Genomic DNA, 20,501 nt, shown 5'->3' on the forward strand with positions numbered 1-20,501 from the left:
CATGACCGCGCCTCCTGCTTCCGTACGCTGGCAACTCTGGATAGTGGCCTTCGGCTTCTTTATGCAGACGCTGGATACCACCATCGTCAATACGGCGCTGCCGTCGATGGCGGCCAGCCTGCATCAAAGCCCGCTGAATATGCATTCGGTGATTGTCTCCTATGTGCTGACGGTGGCGGTGATGTTACCGATCAGCGGCTGGCTGGCAGACCGCTTCGGGGTGCGAAATGTGTTCTTCAGCGCCATTGTGCTGTTCAGTGCGGGCTCGCTCTGCTGTGCGCTCTCGACCACACTGGACCAGCTGATTCTCTCACGCGTGTTGCAGGGCATCGGTGGGGCAATGATGGTGCCGGTGGGCCGCTTAACGGTGATGAAGCTGGTGCCGCGCGCCGACTATATGGCCGCAATGACCTTCGTCACCCTGCCGGGGCAAATTGGCCCGCTGCTCGGCCCGGCGCTGGGCGGTGTGCTGGTGGAGTACGCCAGTTGGCACTGGATTTTCCTGATCAACATCCCGGTGGGGATTATCGGGGCGATTGCCACGCTCACGTTGATGTCAAACTTTACCCTGCAAACCCGACGCTTCGATTTTACCGGCTATCTGCTGCTGGCAGCCGGTATGGCCACGCTCACACTGGCGCTGGCCGGCCAGCGCGGCTCCGGTCTCTCTCCCCTGCTGCTGTGTCTGCTGATCCTCTGCGGGGTCTTCAGCCTGCTGTTTTATCTGCTGCATGCCCGTCACAACGATGGCGCACTGTTCAGCCTGAAACTTTTCGACAATCGCATTTATTCTATTGGCCTGATTGGCAGCCTGACCGGACGTATCGGCAGTGGCATGCTGCCGTTTATGACGCCCATTTTTCTGCAAATCGGCATGGGTTACAGCCCGCTGCACGCCGGATTAATGATGATCCCGATGGTGCTGGGCAATATGGGGATGAAGCGCATTGTCGTGCAGATCGTTAACCGCTTTGGCTACCGCCATGTGCTGATGGGCTCGACGCTGGCACTGGCGCTGGTGGTGCTCTTATTCCCTGCCGTGGCGCTGATGGGCTGGCATGCCCTGCTGCCCGTGGTGTTGTTTTTACAAGGAATGGTCAACGCCATTCGCTTCTCTGCCATGAATACGCTGACGCTGAAAGAGCTGCCTGACGAGCTTGCCAGCAGCGGTAACAGCCTACTGTCGATGGTGATGCAGCTGTCGATGAGTATCGGCGTGACCGTGGCCGGGCTGCTGTTGGGCACTTTCGGCCACGAGGCCGCGAGCGGCAGCCCGCAAATCGCAGAGACGTTTATCTATACCTGGCTGTGTATGGCACTGATCATTGCCCTGCCGGTCTTTGTTTTCTGGCGCGTCCCCAAAGAGACGTCCCCTAATACGCTTCCGGCGCGCAGGAGAAAGCCTTAATGCTGGCAAAATTACGTATCGGCATCACTGCCAAGCTTTTCGCGGCGATCTTCTCCACCTGCATGCTGGTGTTGATCACCATGCACTGGGGCGTTCGTCTGAGCTTTGAACACGGTTTTATCGACTATATCAAACGCGGCAATGAGCAGCGGCTGACGCTGCTCAGCGATGCGCTGGCAGACCAGTATGAGCAGCATGGCAACTGGGATTTCCTGCGTAATAACAACAAGCTGGTGTTTAATATTCTGCGCTCGCTGGAGCAGAACCCGGATGCTAACAATCAGCTTCCGCCTCACGGCTGGCGTACACAGTTCTGGATTATCGACCAGCAGTATCATGTGATGATTGGCCCACGCGCTCCGGTTCCGCAGGAAGGCTCCCGCCGCAGTATTACCACCAGCAATGGCAAAGTGGTCGGCTGGGTGATTGGCTCCCCCTCTGAACGCCTGACGCGCAGCGCCGACATTAATTTCGATCGGCAGCAGAATCGTACCAGCTGGATGATCGTCGGCCTGACGATGCTGCTGGCCGCCGCCGTTACCTGGCTGCTGTCACGCGGGCTGCTGGCGCCGGTAAAACGTCTGGTGGAAGGCACCCATCACCTCGCGACAGGGAATTTTACCAGCCGGGTGCAGGCCTCCAGCCGCGATGAGCTGGGCAGGCTGGCGCAGGACTTTAACCGCCTCGCCAACACGCTGGAGAAAAATTAAAAAATGCGCCGGGCGTTTATGGCCGATATCTCCCACGAGCTGCGCACGCCGCTGGCGATCCTGCGCGGCGAGCTGGAAGCGATTCAGGACGGGGTGCGTAAACTGACTCCGGAATCAATTGTCTCCTTACAGGGCGAGGTCGCCACGCTGACCAAGCTGGTGGACGATGTTCATCAGTTATCGCTGTCGGATGAAGGGGCACTGGCCTATCGCAAAAGCCAGACCGACATCGTCCCGCTGCTCGAACTGGTCTCCGGCAATTTCCGCCATCGTTTTGAACAGCATCCGCTGAATCTGACGCTGACGTTACCCGACCAGGCACCTCAGTTTGGTGACCCGGACCGTCTGATGCAACTTTTCACCAACCTGATGGAAAACAGCCTGCGCTATACCGATCCCGGCGGCAGCCTGCATATCACGCTGCAACAACGTGCCAATGCCAATGTGCTGCACTTCGATGACAGCGCCCCCGGTATCAGCGATGAACAACGGACGCAGATTTTTGAGCGTTTCTTCCGTGCTGAAGGTTCACGTAACCGGGCCAGCGGGGGCTCAGGGTTGGGGCTGGCTATCTGCCATAATATTGTCGAAGCGCATGACGGCACCATTGTTGCGGAGCACTCCGATGCCGGTGGCGTGCGAATTACGGTACACTTGCCGTATAAGACTCACTGACCATGGCGACCACACTATGACGCTCGACACGCCCGCTCCGCTGATTTTAATCGTTGAAGACGAACCCAAACTCGGCCAACTGATGATCGACTACCTGCAGGCCGCTAACTTTCGTACCCATCATCTGCTGCGCGGTGATGAAGTGCTGGGATGGGTAAAACAGCATTCACCGGACCTGGTCCTGCTGGATCTGATGCTGCCGGGGCTGGACGGTTTATCCGTGTGCCGCGAACTGCGCGGTTTCTCCGACCTCCCCGTGGTGATGGTGACGGCAAAGATTGAAGAGATTGACCGCCTGCTCGGTCTGGAAATTGGCGCCGATGACTACATCTGTAAGCCTTTCAGCCCGCGTGAAGTGGTGGCGCGTGTCAAAACCATTCTTAAACGCTGTCAGCGTACCCCGGAAGAAGCGCGTCAGGTGTCGCTGCTGAAGGTGGATGAAAACCGTTTCCAGGCGAGCTGGGACGATAAACCCCTCGATCTGACGCCCGCCGAATTTCGTCTGTTGAAAACCCTGGCCCAGGAGCCGGGCAAAGTGTTCTCACGCGAGCAGTTGCTGAATCATCTCTATGACGACTACCGCGTGGTCACTGACCGTACTATCGACAGCCACATTAAGAACCTGCGCCGTAAGCTGGAATTGCTGGATGCCGACCAGCCCTTTATCCGTGCAGTCTATGGCATGGGATATCGCTGGGAAGCAGATATCTGTCGTTTGATGTAGATCAATTTCCCCAAACAATCACCGCCTTACAATCCCCGCCAGACAACATACCGGGCGAGGCATGCCTCACCCCTGCGTCATTTGTAGGGGTCAGGCATGCCTGACCCATGCCGCACAGAAACCGCTATCACCGCAATATCTGACCTGACATCAGACTGAGACATTATGAACAAACCGGAACTGCTTTCTCCGGCCGGGACACTAAAAAATATGCGTTACGCTTTTGCGTATGGCGCAGATGCCGTGTATGCCGGTCAGCCTCGTTACAGCCTGCGCGTGCGCAATAACGAATTCAACCATGAGAATCTGGCCACGGGCATTAATGAAGCCCATGCGCTTGGTAAAAAATTCTACGTGGTAGTGAATATTGCCCCGCACAACGCCAAGCTGAAAACCTTTATTCGTGACCTGAAACCGGTGATTGATATGCAGCCAGATGCGCTGATCATGTCCGATCCCGGGCTGATCATGCTGGTTCGCGAAGCGTTTCCACAGATGGATATTCATCTGTCGGTACAGGCGAACGCCGTCAACTGGGCGACGGTGAAATTCTGGCAACAGATGGGGCTGACAAGGGTGATTTTGTCACGCGAGCTGTCCCTGGAAGAGATCGGTGAGATTCGTCAGCAGGTGCCGGAGATGGAGCTGGAAATTTTCGTCCCCGGCGCACTCTGCATGGCCTACTCCGGCCGCTGCCTGCTTTCCGGTTACATCAACAAACGCGACCCGAATCAGGGCACCTGCACCAATGCCTGCCGCTGGGAATATAACGTCCAGGAAGGCAAAGAGGATGCGATTGGCAATATCGTGCATCGCCAGGCGCCAATTGCCGTACAGAATGTCGAACCCACGCTGGGCGCCGGGCAGCCAACGGATAAAGTGTTTATGATCGAAGAAGCCATGCGCCCGGGTGAGTATATGACCGCCTTCGAAGATGAACACGGCACTTACATTATGAATTCGAAAGATCTGCGCGCCGTGGCGCACGTTGAGCGTCTCACGCAGATGGGCATCCACTCGCTGAAAATCGAAGGACGCACCAAATCCTTTTATTACTGCGCACGCACCGCTCAGGTGTATCGGCGCGCTATTGATGATGCCGCCGCCGGGAAACCCTTTGACCCTGCCCTGCTGGAAACCCTGGAAGGGCTGGCACATCGCGGTTATACCGAAGGCTTCCTGCGTCGCCATACGCATGACAGCTATCAGAGCTATGATGCTGGCTACTCGGTCTCCGACCGTCAGCAGTTTGTCGGTGAATTTACGGGTGAACGCCGGGGTGCTCTGGCGCAGGTGGATGTGAAGAACAAATTTAGCGTGGGCGACAGTCTGGAACTGATGTCCCCGGCGGGAAATATCAACTTCACCCTGACGCAGATGGAAAATGGCAAAGCACAGCCGATTGATGTGGCCCCGGGCAACGGCCATCTGGTGTGGCTGCCGCTGCCGGAGGAAATGGATCTTCAGTATGCCCTGCTGATGCGGAATCTCGCAGGCACGACCACCCGTAATCCTCATGCAGTGGAACGGGCGAAAGAAGTTACATGATGTTACTGATCTTAGAATGCGATCACATTACCGTCTCATTAACTTCGTTAAGATACTCGCGCTCCTAATGAACAAATTCAAATAGCATGTTATCAGGACCCTGGTGTCCAGAACCACCTTATTCGGCCCACACGGCTCCCCCGTGCGGGCCATTTCTTTTTTCAGTCCCCGCCTTTTTTCAGAAAACTCCGCGCTTTTTCGACCTGAGGTAACCCTCTGTGGCAGGGTATGCTATATGTTGATGCAAACCGCAAATGCCTTCAGGGATTAAAAAATGGAAAAACATTCACTTACGCTGGCAATCTTAAATGGTAAAAGCGCAGGCAATGAAGCGCTGCGTGAGGCCATAGCAACACTGCGCAATGAGGGATTCCCGCTGGAAGTGCGGGTGACCTGGGAGCACGGTGACGGCGAGCGCTACGTGCGCGAAGCGGTAGCATTGCAGGCTGAAACCGTGATTGCCGCTGGCGGCGATGGCACGATTAACGAAGTGGCGACCGCGCTCGCCGGATTATCGCCAGAGCGCCGTCCGGTGCTGGGCCTGGTGCCGCTGGGCACTGCCAATGACTTTGCCACCAGCGCAGGTATCCCGCTGGAGATGGAAAACGCACTGCGTCTGGCCATCCTGGGGAAAGCCACGGCCATTGACCTCGCGCGGGTGAATGATGATCACTACTTCATCAATATGGCTACTGGCGGATTCGGCACGCGGATTACCACCGAAACCCCGGAAAAACTGAAATCTGCCCTGGGTGGCGTATCCTACTTTATTCATGGGCTGATGCGCATGGATACCCTGAAAGCCGACAGTTGTACGCTGGAAGGCCCGGATTTTCACTGGCAGGGTGATGCGCTGGTGATTGGTATTGGTAATGGTCGTCAGGCGGGTGGCGGTCAGCGTTTGTGCCCAACGGCGCTGATTAATGATGGCAAACTGGAGTTGAGTATCGCCACCTCGCAGGAGCTGTTGCCCACGCTGGTGCATAAGCTGACCAGTAACGAAGAAAATCCTAATCTGATTACCGCCTCGCTGTCGTGGCTGACTATCCGCGCGCCGAATGAGATGACCTTTAATCTCGATGGCGAACCCCTGAGCGGGACAGAATTTCGCATTGAGGTGATGCCGGATGCGCTGGAATGCCGCCTGCCCCCCTCCTGTGAATTACTGATGTAATATTCTCTGTTCAAGGTGATGTTCACCCTGTCGTTATTAACGTCAGGGTGAATTTTTGCGGCACGGCTCCAGAATAATGAATAATCAGCCCGGATTAGAGGAAACCATTAAACGTTATCGTTATTATCCCCTGTAATAACAGAAGTCTTTATTTTTGTTGCGGATAAATAAGGAGATGACGGAAATGGAATTCAGGCCATTCTATCTTTACACCAACAGAGTTACCTACTTTAATGATTTTACATCAAAAGATGTAGAATATGAGTTGGTTATTCAGCAGATTACTCAACAAAGTGATTCAGGTATCCACTTACAAGCAGGCTTTACCTTGAGCCACAATGGCGCTTATGAAGTTTCTTTTGATACTCGTGATAATCGCGTAAAAAACTCAACATGCTTTCATCCTCCGCGTGGAAATATTTCGTCTATACATGTTATCCGCCATGTCGAAAGAGCACTTATTGAACACTATATTCAGTACCATGCTGGTATGTATCTCTTTCTTGCTGTTAATGACAAGCTATGCAAAATATATCAGCGTATCGTCAAAAAGCATTTTGTATCAGGAAATACACTTGAGTCAGGTTTTCAACCCAACAGGAGGGGATATGTCATACGAACGCCGCAATGCTATCTATGAACAAGAACAGCAAATCGCTCTACAAAAAGCAGTGGATAAACTGGGTCAGAGAATGCGCGAAGTCGGAGAGGCGGTAGATGCGATAAAAGCTGTTGAGAGAAAACAGGCCACCACTCAGGCTGAATCGTCGCCTGTGCGTTAATACCACACTCACTAAAAGCGCCCCTGGGCGCTTTTTCCCCCCTCCTGCTCCACCGACGAAATGTGATCCCTCTCGCGAATCCCACACGCACAACTTGTATGGTAGTACGTTATAAGCGTATTTTTTCACCATTGTTGACGTACAAGGCGGTTCAGAATGAAAATTGTTAACGCAGAAGTGTTTGTCACTTGCCCGGGCAGAAACTTTGTCACCGTAAAAATCACCACCGACCAGGGACTGACCGGTATTGGTGATGCCACGCTGAACGGCCGCGAGCTGCCGGTGGCGTCTTACCTGAAAGATCACGTTTGCCCGCAGCTGATTGGCCGCGATGCCCATCAGATCGAAGATATCTGGCAGTTCTTCTACAAGGGTGCCTACTGGCGTCGTGGCCCGGTTACCATGTCGGCCATCTCCGCCGTAGACCAGGCGCTATGGGACATTAAAGGCAAAGCGGCCAATATGCCGGTCTATCAACTGCTGGGTGGCGCTTCGCGCACGGGCGTGATGGTCTACTGCCACACTACCGGGCACAGCATTGACGAAGTGATGGACGACTATGCGAAGCATAAAGAGCTGGGCTTCAAAGCCATTCGCGCTCAGTGCGGCGTACCGGGAATGAAAACCACCTACGGAATGGCTAAAGGCAAAGGTGAAGCTTACGAACCCGCGACCAAAGGCGCACACCCGGAAGAGCAGCTGTGGTCTACCGAGAAGTACCTCGATTTCACCCCGAAACTGTTTGAAGCTATTCGCGATAAATTCGGCTTTGACGAGCACCTGCTGCACGATATGCACCACCGCCTGACCCCTATCGAAGCGGCCCGCTTCGGCAAAAGCATCGAAGACTATCGCCTGTTCTGGATGGAAGACCCAACACCGGCTGAAAATCAGGAAAGCTTCCGCCTTATCCGTCAGCACACCGTAACGCCGATTGCCGTGGGCGAAGTGTTCAACAGTATCTGGGACTGCAAACAGCTGATCGAAGAGCAGCTTATCGATTATATCCGCACCACCATCACCCACGCAGGTGGCATTACCGGTATGCGCCGCATCGCAGATTTCGCCTCGCTGTATCAGGTACGAACCGGATCGCACGGGCCGTCCGATCTGTCACCGATTTGCATGGCGGCAGCGCTGCACTTTGACCTGTGGGTGCCGAACTTCGGCGTGCAGGAATACATGGGCTACTCCGAGCAAATGCTGGAAGTCTTCCCGAACAGCTGGCGCTTCGATAACGGCTATATGCACCCGGGGGATAAGCCAGGGTTGGGTATTGAGTTCGACGAAAAACTGGCCGCGAAATACCCCTATGAACCCGCCTATCTGCCTGTGGCCCGTCTGGAAGACGGCACCTTGTGGAACTGGTAAGGAGCACAACATGAAAAGCGTGGTGATTGAATGTCCGGGCGAGTTGCAGTTGCAGGATCGTCCCCTGCCGGAACCGGCTGCCGGTGAAGTGCGGGTTAAAGTGAAGTACGCCAGCATCTGCGGGTCGGATGTGCATATCTGGCACGGCCACAACCCGTTCGCTCGCTATCCGCGTGTGATCGGTCATGAGTTTTTCGGTCTGATTGATGCCACTGGCAGCGGTGTGGACAGTACGCGCATCGGTGAACGCGTGGCGGTTGATCCGGTCGTCAGCTGTGGTCACTGTTACCCCTGCTCGATCGGTCGACCGAATGTCTGTAGCGAATTGCAGGTCATCGGCGTGCATCGCGATGGCGGTTTCAGTGAGTATGCGATTGCGCCAGCGGCAAATGCTTATGTGCTGCCGGAGGCGATACCGGACACGCTGGCCAGCCTGGTCGAGCCATTTACCATTGCGGCCAATATCAGCGCGTTCCTCAAGCCGGTTCCCGATGATGTGGCACTGATTTACGGTGCCGGGCCAATGGGGCTGACCGCGATTCAGGTACTGAAAGGCGTCTACAAGGTCAAGACGGTGATTGTTGCTGACCGTCTGGAAGAGCGCCTGACGATGGCACGGGAAAATGGTGCGGATCAGGCACTGAACAACAGCACCACGCCGCTGGCAGAACAGCTTAACGGCGTACAGCCCACGCTGATTATTGATGCTGCCTGCCATCCGTCAATTCTGTCCGAAGCCGCCGCACTGGCCTCTCCGGCCGGGCGCATTGGCCTGCTGGGATTCTCTGGCGAACCCTGCACCCTGACGCAGCAAAGCCTGACCAGCAAAGAGCTGTCGTTGTTTACATCACGACTGAACAGCCATCGCTTCCCCGAGGTTATCACGTGGATGGAGCAGGGACTGATTCAGCCAGAGAAGCTGGTGACCCATACGTTGCCCCTGAGCCAGATTGAACAGGCCATGACACTGTTCGAGAAGGACCCGCGCAGCTGCTGCAAGGTGATCATCAGCATGCATTAACCCTAAAGCCGGGGTGACATCCGGCCATCACCTCTACCCTACAATGACAAATAGAACGCGGAGTTATTACCATGTTTAAGAACCTGCGCTGGACCATCGTATTACTGCTGTTCCTTGTTTACATGATTAACTACCTTGACCGGGTGGCGCTGTCCCTGACCGTGCCAATGATTGAAAAAGATCTGATGCTGAATGCGGAAGAGTTTGGCCTGATTTTCGGCAGCTTCTTCTTCGGCTATGCCATCTTCAACTTTGTGGGTGGCCTCGCGACCGATAAATTCGGCCCGACAATCACTCTCGGCGTTGCCGTCGGGATGTGGTCACTGTTCTGCGGCTTTACCGCCCTGGCCACCGGTTTCTGGTCAATGTTAATCCTGCGCGTGCTGTTCGGCATGGCAGAGGGGCCGATCTGTGCCTCGGCTAATAAAGCGATTAACGGCTGGTTCCCGAAAAAACAGGCCGCCACGGCGATGGGCTTGCTAAGCGCCGGTTCGCCCCTTGGCGGCGCAGTCGCCGGGCCGATCATCGGCTACCTTGCCCTTGCCTTCGGCTGGCGTCCGGCCTTCGCCATTATCTGCTCGATTGGCATCATCTGGATGGTCGTGTGGTTTTTTTTTGCGCTGACAATCCACTGAAAAGCAAATTAATCAGCGAACGTGAACGTGCACTGATTGCGCAGATGAAAGACGAGCAGCTGAGTGCTGAAGAGGAACTGTCACAGTCACAGCACGGCTTAGGCTACTATCTGCGCCAGCCGATTATCCTGGTCACGGCATTCGCTTTCTTCTGCTACAACTACATCTTGTTCTTTTTCCTCAGCTGGTTCCCGGCCTATCTGGTCCAGGCGCACGGGCTGGATATTAAAGCGATGAGTATTACCACCATGATCCCATGGATCGTCGGCTTCGTCGGTCTGGCGCTCGGGGGGATTATTTCGGACAAAATTTTCAAAGTGACCGGCAAGCTGCTGCTTTCACGCAAAATCGTGCTGGTGGTCTCGTTAATGGCCGCTGCAATTTGTGTCGGCTTTGCAGGTACGGTAAAAGAGGTCACATCGGCCGTCGGCCTGATGTCTGTCTCCATCTTCTTCCTCTACATCACCGGGGCAATTTACTGGGCGATTATTCAGGATGTGGTGCATAAAAGCCGCGTCGGCAGTATCAGCGGATTTATTCACCTGATCGGCAGCCTTTCCGGGATTGTCGGGCCGATTGTCACCGGCTATATCGTGCAGCACACCGGTAAGTTCGACAGCGCCTTTGTGCTGGCGGGCGTGGTGGCCGCGCTGGGCGCGTTCCTGGTGCTGTTTGTGATTAAACCACCGAAGAAACTGGATACTCCGGTGTCCATTTGATTAGCGCGGGTGGGCTTGCACCACCCGTTTATCTGTAAGGATGCGTTATGTTGTCTCTTGATACCCTCCCGCCCGATGTAGAACGCCCCCAGTACAACCGTCACGCGCTACGGACCCGCATGGTCCATATTGGCTTTGGTGCTTTCCATCGTGCTCACCAGGCCGTCTGTAGCGATCGGCTCGCCGCCGAACAGGGCAGTGACTGGGGATATTGCGAAATCAATCTAAACAGCGGCGAATTGATTACCGCCCTGCGTCAGCAGCAACTCTGCTACACCGTGGCCGAAATGGCCGATGACCAGCTGAATCTGCGCGTGATAGGCGTGGTGACCGCCGCCCTGCACGGCCAGTCCGACGGTATTGAGGCGGTGCTGGACGCGCTGAGCCAGCCCGACGTCGCTATTGTCTCCATGACGGTCACGGAAAAAGGCTACTGCCATTATCCGGCCAGCGGTGAGTTAAATCTTGACCATCCGGCGATCCGTCATGATCTGGAAAATCCCGATGCGCCGCAGTCGCTGCCGGGCATTATTCTCGCGGCCATTCGTCGACGCCGTGAGCGAGGGCTGGCACCTTTCAGCGTGATGTCCTGCGATAATATGCCGGAAAACGGCCATGTCACCCGCAACGTGATCACCGCGCTGGCACGCCAGCAGGCGCCGGAACTGGCCGACTGGATCACGCAAACGCTGACCTTCCCGTCCACCATGGTCGACCGTATTGTTCCGGCGATGACCGATGAAACCCACCGCGCCTTGCGTGACAAACTGGGCGGTGAGGATCCGGTGGCAGTGGCCTGTGAGCCGTTCTTCCAGTGGGTGATCGAAGATAACTTTGTCAGCGGCCGCCCGGCATGGGAACTGGCCGGAGCGGAACTGGTGGCTGACGTGCTGCCCTTTGAAGAGATGAAGCTGCGTATGCTGAATGGCAGCCACTCGTTCCTTGCCTACCTGGGTAACCTCGCCGGGTATCAGCACATCAGCGACTGTATGACAGATGTTCATTTCAAACAGGCGGCGCGCCAGCTGATGCTCGAACAGCAGGCACCGACGCTACGCACAACGGACGTTGATCTGACGGCCTACGCCGACTCGCTGATTGCGCGTTACAGCAACCGTGCTATCCGGCACCGCACCGCGCAGATCGCCAATGATGGCAGCCAGAAACTGCCCCAGCGCTGGCTGGACAGCATCCGCTGGCACCTCGCGCATGACAGCAAGTTCGATTTACTGGCACTTGGCGTGGCAGGATGGATCCGTTATATCAGCGGTTACGATGAGCAGGGTCAGCCGATGGTGATCAACGATCCCCTCAGTGCCGAGCTGGCAAAAAGGGTTGCGGAAAGTGCCGAAGGGGAATCCCGCGTGGCCGCCTTACTGGGGCTGAAACATGTCTTTGGTGAGGATTTGCCCGGTAACCCACAGTTTGTCCACCAGGTTAACCATTTTTACCGTCTGCTGTTGAGCCAGGGAGCGAAACAAACGGTGCATCAACTGGTTGCCCGCGTTTAACTCTGGCGCTGATGCGCCAGCCTGATTAGACTGAAGGCTTTCACGCCATAGGCGGGCAGGCTGTTGACCCGCCGCTAAAGGGACGTTGCCGAATGTCGACAGTTTATACCATCACCGCCAGTGAGCCGGTCAACCAGCAGATTTATCGATTCCTGCGTCAGGATATCGTCACCTGTGCGATCCATCCCGGCTCACTGCTTTCGGAAAAAGAGGTGTCCACGCGCTTTAACGTCTCACGTCAGCCGGTTCGTGAAGCCTTTATCAAACTGGCAGAAGCGGGCCTGGTGCAGGTCCTTCCGCAGCGCGGCACCTTCGTGCGTAAAATCTCCGCGCAGCGCGTTGCCGATGGTCGCTTTATACGTGAAGCCGTCGAGGTTGCAGTGGTACGCCGTGCGGCCACAGAAGCCACACCTGTCGGGCTGGCGGCGCTGGAGCATAATCTGCAGTTACAAAAGCTGGCCGCCGATCGCCACGACAGCCAATCGTTTCTCTTGCTGGACGATGAGTTTCACCGATTGATCGCGCAAAGTATTGCCTGTGAACTGGCGTGGGAGACGGTGGAAAATATTAAAGCCACCATGGACCGTGTGCGTTTTCTGACGTTAAGTAAAGTGTCACCGCCAGAGAGCCTGATTGAGCAGCACCACCAGATTTACCTGGCCTTGTGTGCGAAAGATGCCGATGCCGCTGAACAGGCGCTGCGCCGCCATTTGCAGGAGATGATTTTCTCTATTACCCCGATTGCCGAGCAGAACAGCGAGTGGTTTGAGCCATTCTGAAACCGGCGGGACAAGGCACGGTTGATACAGGGTCAGGCATGCCTGACCCCTACGATAAATCAGGCGATGGTGACGTTTTTCGCGAGGTAGACATCCTGCACTGAATTAATCAGCGCTACGCCGTCCTTCATCGATTTCTTAAAGGCCTTGCGCCCTAAAATCAGCCCCATGCCGCCTGCACGTTTATTGATCACCGCCGTACGCACGGATTCAGCAATATCCGTATCCCCTGCTGCCGCACCGCCGGAGTTGATCATCCCGGCGCGCCCCATATAGCAGTTCGCCAGTTGATAACGTACCAGGTCGATAGGGTTATCTGTAGTCAGTGTGCTGTAGACGCGCTCATCGGTATGGCCGAATTTCACTGCTTTATAACCGCCGTTATTCTCCGCCATTTTCTGTTTCACAATATCCGCGCCAATGGTGGCCGCCAGATGGTTCGCCTGGCCGGTCAGGTCGGCGCTGGCATGGTAATCCACCCCGTCTTTTTTAAAATCATTATTGCGCAGATACGCCCACAGCACGGTGACCATCCCCAGTTCATGGGCGCGTTCAAAGGCCGCAGAGATCTCTTCAATCTGACGCCGTGACTGCTCTGAACCGAAATAGATGGTGGCCCCGACGGCGACAGCACCGAGGTTAAACGCCTGCTCAACGCTGGCATACAGCGTCTGGTCATACTGGGTGGGATAACTCAACGTCTCGTTATGGTTGAGCTTAACCATAAACGGGATGCGGTGAGCGTAACGCCGTGAGACTGAAGCCAGTACGCCATACGTGGAAGCCACACAGTTACAGCCCGCTTCAATCGCCAGCTCCACAATATTTTTCGGATCGAAGTAGAGCGGGTTGGCGGCAAAGGAGGCGCCCGCCGAATGCTCGACGCCCTGGTCTACGGGGAGGATAGAGAGGTAACCTGTCCCGGCTAAACGTCCGGTGTTGTACAGTGTTTGCATATTGCGTAAAACTGCCGGGGGACGATTGTTATCGACCATCACCCGATCCACATAATCCGCCCCTGGAAGATAGAGGTTGTCCGCTGGAATAGTCATGCAGCGATGTTGCAAAAGAGAGTCCGCTTCTTTGCCCAATAACTGTACGATGTCCGTCATGATAACTCCTGTTAAAATGTGTGGGGGCCATTTTGCTGGCCCGCGGGTCAGTTTTCCTGACCTCAACAGGGTGGACCCAATACCGTCATTAAGGCAAATTGCTGACTCCATTTTTCAGAACGATCCGCACTAAAAAGCGCAGTGTCACGCAGCACTCACTCTCCGTCACTTATCCTGCTGAAAACCGGCCAGGCTAAAGCAGCACGCCCCTTTTCTTCAGGGTTTTTACCAGCTTAACGGCACCATGATAGTTGAGATGATCGCCATCGCGAAAATCAGTCCGGTTAAAGGCTTTATCCTCATTAAAATCGTGAAAATTAAAATGATAACTTTCCAGACTTTTTAAGAAAGCACGGTTCTCTTCAATCATCCGTGGCTCAAGGGACTGGAGATAGGCATCCGGAAACGGCGGGATAACATAATGAATTCGAATACCTTTGTCTTTCGCCAGTGCGCACATTTCGCTGATGATTTTTGCGTTAACCTCTTTACTTTTCTTATATTTATACGATTTATTGTGGAGCGCGGCGCGACTTTTCGATGTCTCTTCAAACACCGCCTGCGGGAGCGAACTCGCCCCCTTAATATGTTCTTCGAGATTGACACTTATGCTGCCCAGCGTGGCGGCATCATCAAGCTTAAGATTAAAATTCGCTAGCCGCTCGCTATTTCTCACCATCGGCAGAAAATGAGCCAGTAATGCTTCATCAGAAGCATGAGGAAAGTCAGTGGCAATACTGTCATAAGGCAGGATATTATTTTTATGATTATAATGACTCACAATATGTACTACCCTGATATTTTCCTGCATCCGGGTTTTATACAGCTCATAGAAAATGTCGAAATACCCAAAGGTCAAAACAACCGTTTTAAGTTTTTTGCTTTCAGCATAATGGGATAACATCGTCTGTGCCTGACGAATATCCAGGCTGTGCATGGAAAGGTTCACAGACTTATTCAGGCAGCTATGCGGATAGGCGTAATAACCATAAGAATTACCCATAATCAGCGTGGGCGGTTTCTTCATCACTGTCTGATTGTGTTTATGCTGTAAAAAAGAGATGAACACATCATCACTGTCGGAGAAAGGTAACGCTTTCAACATCATAACCTGTTGAAAATCGGCTATCAGCAGTGCATCACGGACTTCATCAAGGTTTTTGACCGCCTCTGCGCCGTGATCGTAAATGATCACCGGATGCGCGCTGGTGAGCAATGGCTGCGAAAAACTCTCCGTGCTGATACTCTCACCCGGGTTGACATCAATATAAAATAAATTCCCCGCATTCTCTTTATCAAGCAGCTCAAAGAAAAATGTCGCATTGGTTTGATGACCAAAAAAGAAGATATCCATTTTTTTACTGACAATCAGCCTTCGCCAGAAGAGGAAAAGACTTTTTTGTAACAGCTGTAGAGACGTGTCTGAAAAATCATTCTCAATCGTTTCAGACAGCGCATTGATCATTTCAATGGTTTCATTGCTCTCATCAAGGAAAGTATTATTTTCAGACAGGAGTATTGCCAGCTGGTTAATTTTTTCACGAGGTTCAGCAATCAGCAGCTGTGAGATCGACTTAAACTGGCTAAGGAACGTTGATTCAGGATGCAAACTACACCTCGGTGTAAAGAGAATACTATGCGTTTGCCAAATCTATCACCCTGCTCTCACCAGGATGGCGAGTGTAGAGGCCAGTTTTACCCCTTTATCTGGCGATAAGACCATCGCCAGACAGAGTAAAACGCTAACTTATTAATTTTAATCAATAAAAAATCCATTTCCCCCGCATCACCCCTTACCACCACTGATGAAAATGATGCACCGGCCCTTGCCCGTGGCCGACTTCCAGCGAGTCAGCCTGCTCCAGTGCACCCTGCAACCAGTGTTTAGCCGCTTGTACGGTGGTGACCCAGTCGTCATGGCGCGGACGCAGTGCCGCCAGCGCCGCCGAGAGCGAGCAGCCGGTGCCGTGCGTATTGCGGGTGTTGATGCGCGGGGCGGTAAAGCGCTGCTCCCGCTGGCGGGTAAACAGCCAGTCCGGGCTTTCCGATTCGCTGAGATGGCCGCCCTTCATCAGTACCGCCTGACAGCCCAGCGCCAGCAGCGCCCTGCCCTGTTCACGCATCTCGGCCTCATCGCGTGCCGGATCGCAGGCCAGCAGCGCGGCGGCTTCTGGCAGATTGGGGGTAATCAGGGAGACCTGCGGTAACAGACGCTCGCGTAAGGTGGCGACCGCCTCAGCAGAGAGCAGCGGATCGCCGCTTTTTGCCAGCATCACGGTATCCAGTACCACCCAGGGCACCGGGGTATCTTTCAGCCTTTCGGCAACCACCTCAACGATGGCGCTTTCTGCCAGCATACCGATTTTTATCGTGTCGATACGCACATCCGACAGGACCGAATCCAGCTGCGCGCCCACGAATGCCGGGTCAATGCGATAGACCGACTGCACGCCCGTGGTGTTCTGCGCCACCAGCGCGGTGATCACGCTGGTGCCATAGGCGCCCAGTGCAGAGAAAGCTTTCAGATCGGCCTGGATCCCGGCGCCACCGCTCGGGTCAGTCCCGGCAATGGTCATGGCGTTAATCCGTTTCATACCAGTGCCTCCGGGTTCAGTTGATACAGTGCATCAAGGAACGCGGGGATGAAGCTGCCCGGCCCCTGCGCCGCTGCCGCTGCACGCTCTCCCGCCAGCGCCACCACGCGGCAGGCGCTGGCAACATGCACCAGACGATCGCCCGGCAGCGCGGCAAATCCGGCGACCACGGCGGACAACGCACAGCCGGTACCAACCACGCGGGTCATCAGTGGGGAACCGCCGCTCACGCTGAGGGTGCGCACACCGTCGGTGACAAAATCCACTTCCCCGGTAACCGCCACCACCGCCCCCGTTTCCGTCGCCAGCGCAACGGCTGCCTGCAATGCCGCCGTTGACGCATGCTGGGTGTCTACGCCCCGTCCGCTGACCGCCTGTTTTGCCAGTGCCATAATTTCCGAGGCATTACCGCGGATCGCAGCGGGTTTAAGCAGCAGCAGCTGATGACAAAAGGCGGTACGGAAATCCAGTGCGCCCACCGCCACCGGATCTAATGTCCAGGCGCGTCCTGCGGCATTGGCGGCATGAATCGCCGCCTGCATCGCTTCACTGCGGGAATGCGTCAGCGTGCCGACATTGACCAGCAGCGCATCGGCCATCGCACTGAACTGCGCGGCTTCTTCGGCATCAATCACCATCGCCGGAGAAGCCCCCAGCGCCAGCAGCACGTTGGCGGTAAAGGTTTGCACCACATCATTGGTCATACAGTGAATCAGGGGGGATTGCTGTCGAAACAGCGTCAGTGAATGGGCTACATCGGTGTGGCTCAGGCGTTCAGGTTGGTTCATATGTGCTCCCAACCGGCGATCAAGAAGGCGATGCCGGTCGGGCATCTGACTTCCCTACGCTGGCATTATCCAGATCAGGTGGTACGGGTATTTCTCAGCCTTCACGAAGAAGGGCACCCCGAGTCATTTAAATAGTAAAATCAATGATTTGTGATTACCGTTGCAATAATCACCACTCAGAATCATGCCAGTTAGATGGCAGAGAAACAAGCGTTTACGTCTCCCGCCGCCCGGGCTGGAGGTTATTCAGGCTTGTCACTCACCGCCACAGCCTCGCTGTCCGCTTTCGGCAATGTTGACAAAATCACCGCCAGGTCAGCCTGAGCATTCTCTCCGGCGATCATTTTTTTACTAAAGCTACATTTCCTGTCAACACCAGCAGAGTGGATATGCAGTTTGAAGATATTTTTGTTTTCTTTGATTAACGTGACATCGGTTAGCGGGATCAGACAGGTTTCAGCATACAGCGCCGGGGTAAGAATCAATTTATCGCCTGACACACCAATCATTACGCGTTGCTTTAAACGCATCGCATTTGAGATAAAAATGATCCCGGTACAGACTAATAATCCGCCAACACTCACACCATCGGCAAGAATAAACAATCCGATAGCAAGGGAAATCCCGCCCTGCACATAGAACATCGATGTTTTAAAAATCAAAGCCCGTGAAGGTGTGTTTTTTTCATTGGGTGAAAATACTTCCAGGCCCTTGTTGCAATGCTTTTCATAGCTAAACATATAACCGGCGAGGAAAACCATACTTAATGGCAGGATAATAAGCGAGCCAATGATAGCCAGCGCCAGCCCCCACTTTGGGCTTTTAAATAGAATGGGCAAACTGAGCATCTGCAGTAACAGAGAAACTAAGAACGGGATGGTGAAGTACTGCAAAAAAGCAATCGCATTGCGTGCAAAAATGTTTAACTCATCATCATCTATCTGGGTAGTGAGATAGACTACTGCGCCGAGATAGCAGATATTCAGCGCGAGACCTGCCCAGACCAGCTTACTGATGCCTTTCATTCTTAACTCCATTTTATAATTTATATCGGCCAGCACGTTCTGAACGTCAGTCTGACCGATTTTGATTTAAATCCCAGATTGCTTTATTAAAATCAAATACACATTTAATGTAGAAATGATAATACGCCTTCACTTTTTCAGGCCGCATTCTGGCTAACGATAAGAATAGTCTCAACAAAAAATCGGTTCGATAGAATCATAACCCCCGTCAACCGCTATTCAGCGACACGGTATAAAAAACCCGATTACGGGACGGTTTTCCGTCCCCATCCTCCCTTTATCCCTGCTCTGCCACCAGCAGTGCCAGGGTGTCGGGTTCCAGCGCTTTAAAGATATGCTCACGATCGGCGGGATAGCAGATGTAATCGCCTGGCGCTAACTCTTCCGGGGCCTCCTTCAGCCCGACCAGCGCCCGCCCCTGGGTGACGATAATATGCTCAACCGACCCAGCAGGATGCGGCTGAGACAGACGGTCAGCACCTGGCTGGGTCATTAACAGATAGATATCGCGCCGCGCACCCGGCGGGCAGCTGGCCAGCAAAATGGCCTGATAGTTCGCTTCTCCGGCCACCACTTTCGCCCCTTCGCCACGCCGGATCACCTGGGTTTTGTTGCCTTCAGGTTCCAGCAGTTTGGCAAAGGGAATATTCAGTGCCACACACAGCGCCCACAGCGTCTCCAGGCTGGGGTTACCGTTGCCCGCCTCCAGCTGCGACAGCGTCGACTTTGCAATTCCCGCCCTTCGGGCCACTTCGGCGAGTGAAAGCCCGGCCTGTGTGCGTTCCCGAATCAAACTTTCCGCAATTACCGCTATGGGCTGTGTCATCTTTCGCCTTATCGTTCGCCAAAATGAACGAAACGTTCGTGTTGATCTTAGGAGCACCTACGTTCATTATAATGGAAACTTCGTTCGTTATGGAAAACAAATTATGTTCAGTCGGCATTTTTCATCACTCAGCCCGGACACGCGTAAAGCGATTTATCTGATCTGCCTGGCGGTCGGCGTTGTGGGCATCTCCTACGGTTCGCTGGCGACCGCTTATGGATTCCCGCTATGGGTTCCGCTGTTCTCCAGCCTGTTTGTGCTGGCCGGTGCCTCAGAGTTTATGTTTATAGCCATCGTCGCTGGCGGGGGCAATCCGCTGGCCGCTGCGCTGGCCGGGCTGCTGGTCAATGCACGCCACTTCCCCTTTGGCATTGCCGTACGTGACCTGGTAGGTTCGCGTCTCTCTGCCGTGCTCGGTTGCCATATTATGAATGACGAAAGCGTGGTGTTTGGCCTGTCGCAGTCCAGCGCGCAACAGCGTAAAGCCGCGTTCTGGCTGTGTGGCCTCGGCGTGGCCGTGGTCTGGCCGTTGGGGGCCATGCTGGGCAGTGTGATTGGCAAACTGCTGCCCGATACCCAGATGATCGGGCTGGATGCGGTGTTTCCGGCCATTTTACTGGCGCTGGTGATCCCCGCCCTGAAATCACGCACCACGCTGATCCGCGCCGCCTGCGGGGCGGTAATCTCACTGCTGGCCGTGCCCTTTACACCTATCGGGCTGCCCGTATTGCTCTCAATGACCGGACTGCTGGCGAGGAGGAAATAATGGCGGACAACACACTGATTATCTGCGGGATCGTGATTCTGGCCGTGGGAACCTGGCTGATGCGCTTTGCCGGTGCCACGCTGGGTAACCGCATGACCCTGTCTGAAAACGCGCGTAAGTTGCTGTCTGATGCGGCCACTACGCTGCTGTTTGCGGTGGCGCTGGGCAGCACATTCTATGCCGGTGACCACTTTGCCGGGACAGCACGTGTCGCCGGGGTGGCGGTTGCCGTGCTGCTGGCCTGGCGTAAGACACCGCTCATCCTGGTGATCCTGGCGGCAGCAGCGGTCACCGCCCTGCTGCGGCTCGCCGGTGTTCACTAGCCCTCGCCAG

At 54.7% G+C, this 20,501-nt stretch carries 18 protein-coding genes, 2 pseudogenes and 1 riboswitch; of the genes and pseudogenes, 14 read left to right on the top strand and 6 right to left on the bottom strand.

The genetic code is table 11. The features are described 5' to 3' along the window. Position 1: 1 nt before the first annotated feature. From mdtD to WH279_RS19600, 12 genes and pseudogenes are all read left to right on the top strand, one after another. A complete protein-coding gene (gene mdtD, locus WH279_RS19545; RefSeq protein ID WP_339458107.1) occupies positions 2–1,408 on the top strand; it encodes a multidrug transporter subunit MdtD in 1,407 nt (468 codons plus the stop codon). After that, a pseudogene (gene baeS, locus WH279_RS19550) lies at positions 1,408–2,793 on the top strand (two-component system sensor histidine kinase BaeS). The gene mdtD and the pseudogene baeS overlap by 1 nt, the downstream one beginning before the upstream one ends. A gap of 16 nt (positions 2,794–2,809) precedes the next feature. After that, positions 2,810–3,517 (top strand): two-component system response regulator BaeR, encoded by a 708-nt coding sequence (gene baeR / locus WH279_RS19555; protein ID WP_159336325.1) that lies wholly within the window; start codon positions 2,810–2,812, stop codon positions 3,515–3,517. A 165-nt stretch (positions 3,518–3,682) separates the two neighbouring features. After that, positions 3,683–5,065, top strand: a complete 1,383-nt coding sequence (trhP, locus tag WH279_RS19560) for a prephenate-dependent tRNA uridine(34) hydroxylase TrhP (protein ID WP_339458108.1) — start codon at positions 3,683–3,685, stop codon at positions 5,063–5,065. A gap of 274 nt (positions 5,066–5,339) precedes the next feature. Then, entirely contained in the window at positions 5,340–6,239 is a 900-nt protein-coding gene (yegS, locus tag WH279_RS19565) for a lipid kinase YegS (RefSeq protein ID WP_339458109.1), read from the top strand. Positions 6,240–6,414: 175 nt separating this feature from the next. Continuing rightward, a complete protein-coding gene (locus WH279_RS19570; protein ID WP_339458110.1) occupies positions 6,415–6,879 on the top strand; it encodes a hypothetical protein in 465 nt (154 codons plus the stop codon). Then, the gene (locus tag WH279_RS19575; RefSeq protein WP_339458111.1) at positions 6,848–7,021 is read left to right on the top strand and encodes a hypothetical protein; all 174 of its coding nucleotides are present in this window, start codon (positions 6,848–6,850) and stop codon (positions 7,019–7,021) included. Before WH279_RS19570 ends, WH279_RS19575 begins: the two co-directional genes overlap by 32 nt. A 156-nt stretch (positions 7,022–7,177) precedes the next feature. Next, a complete protein-coding gene (manD, locus tag WH279_RS19580) occupies positions 7,178–8,392 on the top strand; it encodes a D-mannonate dehydratase ManD (RefSeq protein ID WP_339458112.1) in 1,215 nt (404 codons plus the stop codon). A gap of 10 nt (positions 8,393–8,402) precedes the next feature. Beyond that, positions 8,403–9,413 (top strand): Zn-dependent oxidoreductase, encoded by a 1,011-nt coding sequence (locus tag WH279_RS19585; protein WP_339458113.1) that lies wholly within the window; start codon positions 8,403–8,405, stop codon positions 9,411–9,413. Positions 9,414–9,484: 71 nt separating this feature from the next. Beyond that, a pseudogene (locus WH279_RS19590) lies at positions 9,485–10,767 on the top strand (MFS transporter). Between the two features lie 47 nt (positions 10,768–10,814). Next, positions 10,815–12,278, top strand: a complete 1,464-nt coding sequence (locus tag WH279_RS19595) for a mannitol dehydrogenase family protein (RefSeq protein ID WP_339458114.1) — start codon at positions 10,815–10,817, stop codon at positions 12,276–12,278. 92 nt (positions 12,279–12,370) lie between these two features. After that, a complete protein-coding gene (locus tag WH279_RS19600; protein WP_200643566.1) occupies positions 12,371–13,057 on the top strand; it encodes a GntR family transcriptional regulator in 687 nt (228 codons plus the stop codon). Positions 13,058–13,116: 59 nt separating this feature from the next. Here the strand turns inward: WH279_RS19600 and fbaB are convergent, their stop codons facing one another. From fbaB to WH279_RS19630, 6 genes are all read right to left on the bottom strand, one after another. Further along, a complete protein-coding gene (gene fbaB / locus WH279_RS19605; protein WP_133841502.1) occupies positions 13,117–14,169 on the bottom strand; it encodes a class I fructose-bisphosphate aldolase in 1,053 nt (350 codons plus the stop codon). A 193-nt stretch (positions 14,170–14,362) separates the two neighbouring features. Next, positions 14,363–15,634 (bottom strand): hypothetical protein, encoded by a 1,272-nt coding sequence (locus WH279_RS19610; RefSeq protein WP_339458115.1) that lies wholly within the window; start codon positions 15,632–15,634, stop codon positions 14,363–14,365. 328 nt (positions 15,635–15,962) lie between these two features. Next, positions 15,963–16,763, bottom strand: a complete 801-nt coding sequence (gene thiD, locus WH279_RS19615) for a bifunctional hydroxymethylpyrimidine kinase/phosphomethylpyrimidine kinase (RefSeq protein WP_339458116.1) — start codon at positions 16,761–16,763, stop codon at positions 15,963–15,965. Continuing rightward, entirely contained in the window at positions 16,760–17,551 is a 792-nt protein-coding gene (thiM, locus tag WH279_RS19620) for a hydroxyethylthiazole kinase (RefSeq protein WP_339458117.1), read from the bottom strand. Before thiM ends, thiD begins: the two co-directional genes overlap by 4 nt. Before the next feature lie 34 nt (positions 17,552–17,585). Beyond that, positions 17,586–17,682: riboswitch (TPP riboswitch) on the bottom strand. A gap of 111 nt (positions 17,683–17,793) precedes the next feature. Further along, positions 17,794–18,576, bottom strand: coding sequence for a hypothetical protein (locus WH279_RS19625; RefSeq protein ID WP_339458118.1), 783 nt, complete (start codon positions 18,574–18,576; stop codon positions 17,794–17,796). A gap of 277 nt (positions 18,577–18,853) precedes the next feature. Further along, a complete protein-coding gene (locus tag WH279_RS19630) occupies positions 18,854–19,402 on the bottom strand; it encodes a helix-turn-helix domain-containing protein (RefSeq protein WP_339458119.1) in 549 nt (182 codons plus the stop codon). 103 nt (positions 19,403–19,505) lie between these two features. On the opposite strand from WH279_RS19630, the gene WH279_RS19635 reads away from it, so the two are divergent. Then, the gene (locus tag WH279_RS19635; RefSeq protein WP_339458120.1) at positions 19,506–20,168 is read left to right on the top strand and encodes an AzlC family ABC transporter permease; all 663 of its coding nucleotides are present in this window, start codon (positions 19,506–19,508) and stop codon (positions 20,166–20,168) included. Further along, positions 20,168–20,491 (top strand): AzlD domain-containing protein, encoded by a 324-nt coding sequence (locus WH279_RS19640; protein ID WP_339458121.1) that lies wholly within the window; start codon positions 20,168–20,170, stop codon positions 20,489–20,491. Before WH279_RS19635 ends, WH279_RS19640 begins: the two co-directional genes overlap by 1 nt. Positions 20,492–20,501 lie beyond the last annotated feature (10 nt).

Origin of the sequence: Erwinia sp. MYb375 (assembly GCF_037479175.1) — a bacterium.
Lineage (GTDB): Bacteria > Pseudomonadota > Gammaproteobacteria > Enterobacterales > Enterobacteriaceae > Erwinia > Erwinia rhapontici.

Excerpts from the sequence above, each read along its gene's own strand:
- WH279_RS19595 (WP_339458114.1), top strand. The coding sequence starts at position 10,815 with ATGTTGTCTCTTGATACCCTCCCGCCCGATGTAGAACGCCCCCAGTAC.
- WH279_RS19610 (WP_339458115.1), bottom strand. The coding sequence starts at position 15,634 with ATGATCAATGCGCTGTCTGAAACGATTGAGAATGATTTTTCAGACACG.
- WH279_RS19640 (WP_339458121.1), top strand. The coding sequence starts at position 20,168 with ATGGCGGACAACACACTGATTATCTGCGGGATCGTGATTCTGGCCGTG.
- fbaB (WP_133841502.1), bottom strand. The coding sequence starts at position 14,169 with ATGACGGACATCGTACAGTTATTGGGCAAAGAAGCGGACTCTCTTTTG.
- thiM (WP_339458117.1), bottom strand. The coding sequence starts at position 17,551 with ATGAACCAACCTGAACGCCTGAGCCACACCGATGTAGCCCATTCACTG.
- WH279_RS19585 (WP_339458113.1), top strand. The coding sequence starts at position 8,403 with ATGAAAAGCGTGGTGATTGAATGTCCGGGCGAGTTGCAGTTGCAGGAT.
- mdtD (WP_339458107.1), top strand. The coding sequence starts at position 2 with ATGACCGCGCCTCCTGCTTCCGTACGCTGGCAACTCTGGATAGTGGCC.
- thiD (WP_339458116.1), bottom strand. The coding sequence starts at position 16,763 with ATGAAACGGATTAACGCCATGACCATTGCCGGGACTGACCCGAGCGGT.
- WH279_RS19635 (WP_339458120.1), top strand. The coding sequence starts at position 19,506 with ATGTTCAGTCGGCATTTTTCATCACTCAGCCCGGACACGCGTAAAGCG.
- yegS (WP_339458109.1), top strand. The coding sequence starts at position 5,340 with ATGGAAAAACATTCACTTACGCTGGCAATCTTAAATGGTAAAAGCGCA.
- WH279_RS19630 (WP_339458119.1), bottom strand. The coding sequence starts at position 19,402 with ATGACACAGCCCATAGCGGTAATTGCGGAAAGTTTGATTCGGGAACGC.
- trhP (WP_339458108.1), top strand. The coding sequence starts at position 3,683 with ATGAACAAACCGGAACTGCTTTCTCCGGCCGGGACACTAAAAAATATG.
- baeR (WP_159336325.1), top strand. The coding sequence starts at position 2,810 with ATGACGCTCGACACGCCCGCTCCGCTGATTTTAATCGTTGAAGACGAA.
- manD (WP_339458112.1), top strand. The coding sequence starts at position 7,178 with ATGAAAATTGTTAACGCAGAAGTGTTTGTCACTTGCCCGGGCAGAAAC.
- WH279_RS19600 (WP_200643566.1), top strand. The coding sequence starts at position 12,371 with ATGTCGACAGTTTATACCATCACCGCCAGTGAGCCGGTCAACCAGCAG.
- WH279_RS19625 (WP_339458118.1), bottom strand. The coding sequence starts at position 18,576 with ATGAAAGGCATCAGTAAGCTGGTCTGGGCAGGTCTCGCGCTGAATATC.
- WH279_RS19570 (WP_339458110.1), top strand. The coding sequence starts at position 6,415 with ATGACGGAAATGGAATTCAGGCCATTCTATCTTTACACCAACAGAGTT.
- WH279_RS19575 (WP_339458111.1), top strand. The coding sequence starts at position 6,848 with ATGTCATACGAACGCCGCAATGCTATCTATGAACAAGAACAGCAAATC.